This is a genomic window from Psychrobacter sp. P11G5 (assembly GCF_001593305.1).
GTDB lineage: Bacteria > Pseudomonadota > Gammaproteobacteria > Pseudomonadales > Moraxellaceae > Psychrobacter.
Genome location: NZ_CP012537.1, coordinates 1 through 9152, shown reverse-complemented (window position 1 = coordinate 9152; position 9152 = coordinate 1). Strand labels below are relative to the sequence as shown.

Annotated in this window: 10 protein-coding genes; 5 read left to right on the top strand and 5 right to left on the bottom strand. The window is 39.2% G+C overall.

Going from position 1 to position 9152, the window contains the following annotated elements; all coding sequences use genetic code 11:
• Positions 1 to 34: 34 nt before the first annotated feature.
• Positions 35 to 778 (bottom strand): hypothetical protein, encoded by a 744-nt coding sequence (locus tag AK825_RS14420; protein ID WP_068039705.1) that lies wholly within the window; start codon positions 776 to 778, stop codon positions 35 to 37.
• 179 nt (positions 779 to 957) lie between these two features.
• Entirely contained in the window at positions 958 to 2571 is a 1614-nt protein-coding gene (locus AK825_RS14415; protein ID WP_068039703.1) for a MobA/MobL family protein, read from the bottom strand.
• Between the two features lie 254 nt (positions 2572 to 2825).
• Between AK825_RS14415 and AK825_RS14410 the strand changes: the two genes are divergently transcribed.
• The 3 genes from AK825_RS14410 to AK825_RS14400 all read left to right on the top strand — a co-directional run bounded on the left by AK825_RS14410 (position 2826) and on the right by AK825_RS14400 (position 4112).
• The gene (locus AK825_RS14410; protein ID WP_068039700.1) at positions 2826 to 3125 is read left to right on the top strand and encodes a mobilization protein MobS; all 300 of its coding nucleotides are present in this window, start codon (positions 2826 to 2828) and stop codon (positions 3123 to 3125) included.
• Position 3126: 1 nt separating this feature from the next.
• Positions 3127 to 3336, top strand: a complete 210-nt coding sequence (locus AK825_RS14405; RefSeq protein WP_068039697.1) for a hypothetical protein — start codon at positions 3127 to 3129, stop codon at positions 3334 to 3336.
• Between the two features lie 125 nt (positions 3337 to 3461).
• Positions 3462 to 4112 carry an Abi family protein gene (locus AK825_RS14400; RefSeq protein ID WP_082787304.1) on the top strand — a complete coding sequence of 217 codons (651 nt, stop codon included), beginning with the start codon at positions 3462 to 3464 and terminating at the stop codon, positions 4110 to 4112.
• 41 nt (positions 4113 to 4153) lie between these two features.
• On the opposite strand, the gene AK825_RS14395 is transcribed toward AK825_RS14400, so the two are convergent.
• Positions 4154 to 5299: a DUF3800 domain-containing protein gene (locus tag AK825_RS14395; protein WP_068039694.1), complete on the bottom strand. Its 1146-nt coding sequence runs from the start codon at positions 5297 to 5299 to the stop codon at positions 4154 to 4156.
• Positions 5300 to 5457: 158 nt separating this feature from the next.
• Here AK825_RS14395 and AK825_RS14390 point away from each other — a divergent pair, with 158 nt between their 5' ends.
• Positions 5458 to 5766 (top strand): hypothetical protein, encoded by a 309-nt coding sequence (locus AK825_RS14390; RefSeq protein ID WP_068039692.1) that lies wholly within the window; start codon positions 5458 to 5460, stop codon positions 5764 to 5766.
• Positions 5767 to 5905: 139 nt separating this feature from the next.
• Complete coding sequence (locus AK825_RS14385) at positions 5906 to 6820, top strand: hypothetical protein (RefSeq protein WP_068039689.1); 915 nt, start codon at positions 5906 to 5908, stop codon at positions 6818 to 6820.
• A 117-nt stretch (positions 6821 to 6937) separates the two neighbouring features.
• On the opposite strand, the gene AK825_RS14380 is transcribed toward AK825_RS14385, so the two are convergent.
• Both AK825_RS14380 and repM read right to left on the bottom strand, forming a co-directional pair.
• Positions 6938 to 7543 carry a hypothetical protein gene (locus tag AK825_RS14380; protein WP_149038807.1) on the bottom strand — a complete coding sequence of 202 codons (606 nt, stop codon included), beginning with the start codon at positions 7541 to 7543 and terminating at the stop codon, positions 6938 to 6940.
• A 336-nt stretch (positions 7544 to 7879) separates the two neighbouring features.
• Positions 7880 to 8848 carry a replication initiation protein RepM gene (gene repM, locus AK825_RS14375; protein ID WP_082787305.1) on the bottom strand — a complete coding sequence of 323 codons (969 nt, stop codon included), beginning with the start codon at positions 8846 to 8848 and terminating at the stop codon, positions 7880 to 7882.
• Positions 8849 to 9152: the final 304 nt, after the last annotated feature.

The following is a 9152-nucleotide window of genomic DNA, read 5'->3' as shown; positions in this document are numbered from 1 at the left end:
AGGGCTATTTTTAATGGTTAATTTAGGAAGTAAGTTACTTAAATTTGCATAGCTTTGATTGGCTATAGAACGAACTCTTCTCATCTTCAAAACAGTCTTTGGGATCAATCCTCGCATAGTGACCATCTTGTCCACTTATTTTGACAATGTTATGAGCCACACCAGCCTTTTCCAGATATTGATAATCATCTTGACGTTTTGCTATCTCGCTTTTGCTAGGAATAAACAGCCAAGCTGCTCCAGAGGCTAATGCTAATACCACAACAACCATAACGACCAAAGTTAGTATTAATTGACGGCCAAACTCTCGCTTAACGTTATCCAGCATCTGCTTGGAGGCATCTACATTTAGCTCAGCTATCTTGTCTTTAGTATCGTCAAGGTTACTAGCAACACTGGTAACAGAGGTCTGTATCTTCACTAAGTCTTTATTAAGCAGCTTTGTTGTTTTTAAGAACGTATCACTCGCATCAGTGATGTGCTTAGTGAAGCCTTCATCAATACGCTTATGGTAGTTGTCTTCATTGACCTTTAAGACTCTAGCGATCTCTTTGTTAATGGCTTCAACAAATTCAGTTTGCAGTAAGGTTTCTTTGTTTTGATAGGTTTTTAACAGTGAAGTCAGTGCCTTTGCCCAATTAGCAATCTCTTGCGCTTGTTTGTAGTGCGCATGATGTAAGTTTGAGCTGTCAATCAGCTGCTTATCTATTTTTTTGGTGTAGGTCTCAAGTGCAAGCAATAGGTCTTCTAGTCGGATAGAGAGGTCTTTTTCTGGCATGGATCGTTCCTAGTCGCTAGTTATGATGCTATTTGGCCTCTAAATGGCGCTGTAGGCGTTTTTAGGGTGGTTTATATGCTTATGGGTACCCTAGCATCAAAATGGCGCTGTGGGATGCCTGAGAAGCCTCTGAGGTGATTCTATGCGACCGTCAGTGTCGTTTAGTATTGCTTGTGAGCTTAAAAGCCAGGACTCATGCCTCGGCTGCGGTTGATATCACGGCGATAACCAGTGATTTCAGCGGATACCGTTCGCATTTGGCGCTGGTGTTCGGGGCTGAGGGCGCTTTGTTGTCGATCTTTGATGTCATCAAAGACGCGCTCTAAGGTTTTGGTGTGTGCTTTTCTTGTCGATAGGTCGCTTATAGACTTGATGTGATCAAGCAGCTGCTGGCTGTGGCTGATAATGTGGCTGCCAATTTCATGTTGTTCACGGCCTGCAAGCTGTTTTTGGTGGTCAGTGGTACTCGGCTCACTGCGGTAGCGCTGCCATGCGCTCATTTGCTGATCAAGATGCAGGAGGGTGTTTAGGTGTTGGCCAAAGTCGCTTTTTTGGTCGATGATTTTTAGAAGCCTGTGCTGACTCGATAGCTCTTGATGCGAGATATGGTCGTGTTGCGCCTTAAAGCCGGCTTCTTCGTCTGCTCTTTTGGCGCGTTGCTGCTCAAGCTTTGCTTGACGCGCTTCTTCTTGCGCTAATAGGCGCTCACGCTCCTTTTGGTCGGCCATGTCGCGCTGCTGCTGAGCAATACGCCGTTTTTCAAGCGCCTCAGCCGCTTCCTTAGCAATCTGGCGCTGAATACGCACCTGTTTGACGCGCTCAACTACTGATTCAGCTTGCTCCAGCTCATCATTACTGTCCTGACTGGGTTTATACTTCGGTGTGGGGGCAGCTGGGACGATAAATAACTGTTTTTCGCGCAGATCGGCAAGTTCGCGTGTCCGTACTAGATGGTTGCGCTCATTGATCATCAGGTTAATCTCACCTCTGATTGTGGCCGGTGTTTCGTCTATCTCGTAAACCTCACCTTTCTTGTTTGCTTGTTCTGCTTTTTCTCGCTCACTCTCGTATTTGTCACGCTCTAGTTTTGTCGCCACCGAACCCATTTTAAGCTGCGGCTCAATGTCTTTGCCTTGATCGGCATAGCTGCGCGAATCAATCAGCTCATGGTCATATTCGGCCAGTTTCTCATTAGCGATCTGCTCCCACAGTTGCCGTATTTCTTTGATTTCAACATTGACGCGCTCTAATCCAAGTGAGCGCCGCTTATTATCGGATAGCTCAATGGTTGCCTTATCGGTCAGTACGATCTCGTTATTATCGTTAAGCTCAGCGGTACGCGTGGTAAACATGATATGGGCGTGGAAGTTGCGAGGGTCTGCCCCTCGATCAATCTCTTTTTGAGTAGGCTGATGAATGGCGCAATCGGCAATCGTGCCGTAACGATCCGCAAGCGTCTGAGCAAACTTGTGTGCAATATCTTTACGGTCATTCTCGTCAAGTTCATAGGGCAGATTGACCAGCCATTCGCGAGCCACACGCGCATCTTTACGCTTCTCGGCAGCCTCTGCCTTATTCCATAAATCGCTGCGTGAAATATCAGTATAAGCAGAAGCCAATGCTGTCGGTAAAATGATATCGGCACTCATCACGCCATGCTTTTTTGAGTAGTCGTGGGTCTTACCATATCGCTTATCTTCAAGCTCAACACCAGCGCGATAGCTCGCACTAGCAACGGCACTTTGCCCACTGTTTCGTGATATTGATTTAGTCGATGCGATAAAAATAGCCATTTCTATAAGCTCGGGGTTTTGGTTTTTAGCACTACATCTTTTTGTAGTGCTGGGGGTGTGGGGGCGTGCCCCTGCCGATGTTTTGATTTTATAAATGTGTGACCGATAGGGATAAACATTTGTAAAGTCGAAAACTCGCACTTAGTCAGTGGGACTCAATCATCCGTCAATTAAATATATCATAATATATTGTTAAGGATTATTAATATTGCTATAGTTAAATAAGATTATGGTTCAATATTTTAAGGGAAATTATGAGCTTATTAGGTGGTGACGATTTAAAAGAGCAACAAAGAATAAATGAGCTTGAACTTAAAATAAACAGAGAGAAGCAGAAGTTAGATAAAAAGATAATACGTCAAAAAATCCTGATGGGTGCATTTTTGATTGATATGTTAGAGGGTGGTAAGCTCAACGGCCTAAAATCTTATACGGTTGATAACTTAGAAGCTTTCTTGACAAGGAAAGGCGATAAGGAGTTAATGGCTGAGGTTATAGAAAAGTTGAGAGGTCAAGAGACGCTTTTGAATAACAAGACTGATAATAGGAGTTAGTATGAAAAAATTTACTTTAGAAATAAATGAAGATGAACTGAGTATGATTAGATTGTCTTTGTCAGCTGCTTTAAATGACTTCAGATCTACAAGAGTAAAATATGATATGAAGAATTTTTTAGAGAACACCCCAGTATCCCCGTTCGCTGAACAAGAAAAAAAGATTTTAGAGATTGATAAGCGCCTTAAGAGCTTACAAGATAGTCAATAAGGAAATATTTGATAAAATCAAAAAAGAAAACCCTGCACAAAGGCAGGGTTTTCGCATCTGTCTAGAGGGGAGGTGTTAACCTACGATACCCCTAGCTCACAATTTTATTATAAGGCTTTCTAAGTATGAATTCAACTGTTAACAGTGAAAGGGTAAAAGGGATTTTATCCTCACCAAGACTATCTACTTATGAAAAAGAAACTTCTAACCTTCAAGACGCCTTAGAATTATATCTGTGGAACGCAAACACATCAGGCGCATTCTTTCCTTGTTTGCATATTTGTGAGGTTACTATTAGAAATGCTGTTTCAGAGGTATTGTTTAAACTACACGGTAACCAATGGCCTTGGGATAATGGCTTTGTGAACACTTTACCTAATCCTAGGAAGGGCGACAATCCAAGAAGAAATTTAGAGTCTGCGAGAGAAAAGTCATCCGATGTGAACAAAGTGATACCTGAACTGAGCTTTGTATTCTGGCAAAAAATGCTTACTAGTCGTCATGATAACCAATTATGGTTGCCTCACTTTAGAAGTACTTTTCCTAATACAGATAATAGTGCTGGAATAAAAACTTTGAGAGGTGAGATATATAAGGATTTAGAAAAAATTCGTAGGTTAAGAAATCGTATAGCACATCATGAACCGATATTTAGTAGGAAACTCGATGAAGATTACAAGACGATTATTAAGGTAATAGGCTATAGGTGTAAGGATACAGCCCAATGGTTAAGCTTAAATCAGAATGTCGTCTCGCTGCTAAAAAATAAACCTTAGAAGCGAGCTTTAAAAGTAATCGAGATAGTAAGTTTTAGAGTCTAGTTGTCAGGCTCTATATGTGACTTTCTACGATCTTCATCTTTTTGAAAAAAATCACTGTTTGCTTTTACTTCTTCAGGGTTAAAACTATCTGGAGGAACTGGCAAATTCGCAAAATACTCTAACCAGCGATCATTAATTGAATGTAGACTTATAACATCTATAGTTCCTCCCTTTTCTGTTTGATCCTGACACAAGACCTCTAATTCAGGAGCAATAGTTTTATTTTCAACAATTCTTTTCATAATCCATAAATAGACATCGACTAGTTCTAGACCAGCACTTTTATCTCCAGGAGTACAAACAATCGGAACTGCTGGAAATTTCTCAAAGTTCATTGTAGGCATTCCCACTGCACCTAGAGAGAATACTTGGTTGTTAAGCCTCCTATACAAATCATGAATCCATTCTTGAGCTTTGTTAAATTGTTGCTGCTGATCGACAATGATATTTGAAACCTGAGTATCATTTGCTCTCGACCTTGTAGCAATTTTATGAAGTACCGACTGGAAACCTACAAGATTAGGTGATATTTGATGTAATTCTGCTTTGGAGGATATGTTATAACCAACTTCTGAAGGATTCTTTATAACCCAATTCATTGAATCAGTTATAAGCTCTCTAGCTCTTGCATCAGGAACTTTATTTACTTTACCTAAAATGGACGAGCAAACATTGATCAACTTACTTTCAGCGTCTTGATCATTAGTTGTTATACGTGCTTCCCAAGCTTCTTTAGTCATACTATCATCAAATAATATAGCTACCTGTATTAATAGAGCATAGCGTAAAGGTGTCCAGTATCCCGTCCAAGACATAGCAGGGTTCGTACCTTGATCAAAAGTTTGATCAAAAAACTGGATAATCGCATGATCTGGCTTTTGTACCATATGAAAGTCAAATACCCAATCAAAATCAATCGCTAACTGCCTTAGTGTTGGTGCTATTTTTACCAATTCGCTATTTCCTAAATCGGAAGCATGAATTCTATTAACGTTCAGAATGGCACGTAGTTTTTTTACAGCATCTTCAGCTACTATATCTAAGTCAGATAAAGAGCTTAAAGCACCGTAGTAAAGTGTTGGTTGCGTGATATCAAACAGGTTCAAACCTGTTTGACCGCTTTCGTCAATGTAACAATACATTCTAGCTCCTATTATTTTAAATTGAGGGTTAACTAATACTTTTTCTTCGAATCACACTTCTAAAACACTAGTATCTTGTCAAACACAACAAACTAACATTTGTTGCTAAAAAATCCCTGACGAGCTATAGTCTTTACCTCCTTTAAAGTAGATTATCTATGAAAACCAAGCTATTATTAATTATTATTTTAGGGATATCTATTGCAGCTTGCTCAGACGAGTCAACAGCATACGAGGCTAGTGCAGCACCTACATACGAAGCTCTAAGTCCTGAAACTTACTCTCAGGAGAAGGATAACTATTGCGCAGATGCTGAGGATAAGAACTCATGTAGTTGCCAATTTGATGTTATGGATCCTATCCTAACAGCTTCTATAGGCAGTAATTGGAGCACAAAGTCTATGGAAGAAAAAGATTTTCCAACGTATGTAAAAGCTGTCGAAACAGCAGTAAAACAGTGCCCATAAGTGATAACGAGAGTATTCTATGTGAATATTGCTGCAAGTTAGCTAAATGATAGTGACATAGAGTATGGAATAATATCTAAGTATGAAGTGGTTAGTTATTTAAACTATTAACGTCAAAGTATTAATACAGTGATTTGGTATGAAAAATAGTAAACCTAAGAAACTTCCTACTATTCAGAAAGTACTAGGTGATATGGGTGAAAATTTCGTTCAAGAGCACTTATCAACTCACAGTGACTCCTATGTTAGAGCTGATGGAATTGACTATTTAACGTTACATTTGCTTCGTAAAGATTTAAATGAAAATTTCGACTACAACATCGGAGCCATTAGGTCTTTAACGGAGCGCTGTAGAAATAGTTCAAAGTGCGTACGATTCGATCCTAGCAAACGTCCATGTTTGAAAGATGAGTTTTATAAGAAAAACTATAATGCAATTTCAGCTCTAGATTGGCACGACACAGGTGACGATAAGTTCAGATACTACTGTGCGACTAAGTTATCAAAACTTGAGATAATGTCTTATTTAGAGGACTTTTCTCCACGAAACCAGTTTATCTTAGACTACTTGATGTGCTCATCCTTTATTCAAAACTATTATTACTCTAAGCCTAATGCCGAAAAAAACGATTCATATATGACTGCGCTGCAACAAAAGGAAAGTCGTAAGTATTGGATCGGTCATCCAGGAAGACTAGATTTTTTTGCAAAGAATGAGGGTGAACATTATTGTATTGACTCGAAGGTAAACTCTTCGAAATTAAATTTGTGGCAACACATCAGAATGAATTGGATGATGAAGTGTGGATACGTCTCCCAAATATATAATGTTAAAATCAAGTATCCAGATAAAGAGAAGCTAATAAAAACCTATTCAGAAGAGGGTGTCAATTCAGCACTTGAGTTGGTAAAACCTGAGCTACACATAATAAATTATAATTATTCTATGAGCGAAGAAGCCGAAAAGTTAGTCTCCAATAGAGAGAAATTTCTCTACACTGCACAGATGACATTTCCTTGGGATGATGCAGGTGATAGCTTCTATATAGATTAGCTCACATTATGTGTAAGTATGAAAGTTGGGTGAACAGCAGCTATACAGTTTTTAGGAAACTCCCGTTCATATATAGCAATATTCTCTAGACGATTTAGGGTCTAAAAAATAGTATCATTACTTTTCTTTATTTTCTGGTAAGTCAAACATACCAATTAGGTACGGAGCAGAGTCTCCTCCTGCGAACGTTGTATATCCAGCAGTATCTCCAGTTACTACACCACAGAAATCTACCTGTGAGCTAGGCAAAATATCACCAGAAGACCGTACTGCTATTACGTTTACATAGCCACGATATGCAGCATACATAAATGCATTGGTTATTGGAGGGTTTACAGTACGATCAACTTTAATCTCATGTATTGTTCCCGTAAAACAAAAGCGTTTACCCGTTTCAGAAAAAATATCTTTCTTTATCATTTCATAGCTAGTTTCAGGGATGCTATTCAGACCATCCCAAGTCATACCAACTACTCCATCCCAAATGATCAAATAACTAAGCAACTCGGAAATATCACCATCGTTTGGTAGTGAGTTTACTGGCATTTTGTTGTTATAGAGAGCAATAGCGGAAGCTAATGTAGGAGCCTTCTGTTTTAACTCCTGTATTTGATTTTTGCTTAGAATCTCTTCAGCTGTTGTTTTCGGCTCAGTTACCATTATTGACTCAGCGGGTATTGCTACGCTGGACTCAGTAGAATTACTGTTTAAATCATCTTCCACTGTATTGTCGCTTGAGCATGCAAACAGAAAAAGTGTGGTAGCAACTACAATTAGATGTTTATACAAGACAATATTTCTCTTAGTTAAAAAGATTATTTACCTATTCTATATCATATTTAAGAAGTAAAAAGGCTATCGACTAACTGATCACCATCTTGAGAAGTCGTAATCTGTTTCATTTCCATCTAAATCACCCTCCGATATACTCGGGGCGGTTCAATATACCCTAGCGGAACCGACGTAAAAACCACAAAAACCTATTAACAGACTACCTAAAACAGACCACTATAAGAGAACCGCTTATAACAGACTGTTCTAGGTGGTCAGTTTCTCTCGCTATCTTGAGAAATCGTAGTCTCCTTCGTTCCCATCTAAATACTCGCGTATAGGACGTTTTTTGCTGAATTTAGAAGCGTCTTTCTTAATCTCACCGACTATAAAGTCGCTGTATGCTGACCAGTTCTTCCCAGCGTCACCTTTAGCGAGACGGCTATACGTACTTATAAACTCTTTATGCCGACTGATACGCCACAATTGCTTGTCAGTCAGGCCATCAATCGTGAACATATCTGCTGTATGAGCGTCACGACTTACGGTTTTTTCTTGTGGCTGCTTAGGTTTGCTCTTAGTAATTATTTTAAATTTAAAGCCTATGATCGTACTTTTGTTCTTTTCTTGCTCATAACTTATTTTCAAGTCTGTTTTGTCATTGATCTCAGCAACAGCAGTATCTAATACGCGGCGCTTAAAATCGCTCATACGCTTGTAATCATCGACCCCTAACCCTAACTGACCTCTAAACGTTTCCAAATCAAATAATGGGGTTTTCTTCGCTTTACGCCATTGGATTAAAAGCTCATAAAGTCGAACTGAATATACACTATTGAGCGTTGCTGTTTGTCCTAACAGATATTTAGTAAAAAACGTTTGTAAACCATCAATACGTGTTATCTCTTTAACCACTGCTGGGGTGAGGATTATTTCAATTGATCCTTCACCTTTTATATATTCAACCTGACTCACCCAACGCGTTTTAACTTGATTATCCCGCTCATTTATAAATGAGAACCTGCGTTCAAAAAGTGTTGCTTCTGCTGATAGAAGCACATCGTAAGCTGTATCGACATCGACATCAAAGCACTCCGCATAACGCTTAGCTGATATGCGCAAAGGATCATCGGCTGTCAATCCTGTCTGAGTTTCCCTGCTATCAATAACGGCTAGCTGTATTAATCTAATTTCAACTAATGACAGATTTTGTATAGCTGTGTTCAATCGGTTGGATTTGACCACTAGATTATTCATACTGCTACCTTGACTGGATTCCATTCGTAAACTTCTCCTATAAACTTGACTAGATGACGACAATATACTTACATGTCGTCATCTAGTCAAGTTTATAGATGTCGTCATCATACCCGATAGATGTCGTCATCATACCCGATAGATGTCGTCATCATACCCGATAGATGTCGTCATCATACCCGATAGATGTCGTCATCACTCTCTTCAACCCCTTGATACATATAGACTTCAAGGCATTTAAAAGCATTTAAAAGCATTTAAAAGCATTAAAAGCTTTTTGGTTGTGGATAAGCTTAAAAAACAA

What these genes read in the sequence shown, in the direction of transcription:
- AK825_RS14420 (WP_068039705.1), bottom strand. Translation starts at nt 778, where the DNA reads ATGCCAGAAAAAGACCTCTCTATCCGACTAGAAGACCTATTGCTTGCA.
- AK825_RS14415 (WP_068039703.1), bottom strand. Translation starts at nt 2,571, where the DNA reads ATGGCTATTTTTATCGCATCGACTAAATCAATATCACGAAACAGTGGG.
- AK825_RS14410 (WP_068039700.1), top strand. Translation starts at nt 2,826, where the DNA reads ATGAGCTTATTAGGTGGTGACGATTTAAAAGAGCAACAAAGAATAAAT.
- AK825_RS14405 (WP_068039697.1), top strand. Translation starts at nt 3,127, where the DNA reads ATGAAAAAATTTACTTTAGAAATAAATGAAGATGAACTGAGTATGATT.
- AK825_RS14400 (WP_082787304.1), top strand. Translation starts at nt 3,462, where the DNA reads ATGAATTCAACTGTTAACAGTGAAAGGGTAAAAGGGATTTTATCCTCA.
- AK825_RS14395 (WP_068039694.1), bottom strand. Translation starts at nt 5,299, where the DNA reads ATGTATTGTTACATTGACGAAAGCGGTCAAACAGGTTTGAACCTGTTT.
- AK825_RS14390 (WP_068039692.1), top strand. Translation starts at nt 5,458, where the DNA reads ATGAAAACCAAGCTATTATTAATTATTATTTTAGGGATATCTATTGCA.
- AK825_RS14385 (WP_068039689.1), top strand. Translation starts at nt 5,906, where the DNA reads ATGAAAAATAGTAAACCTAAGAAACTTCCTACTATTCAGAAAGTACTA.
- repM (WP_082787305.1), bottom strand. Translation starts at nt 8,848, where the DNA reads ATGAATAATCTAGTGGTCAAATCCAACCGATTGAACACAGCTATACAA.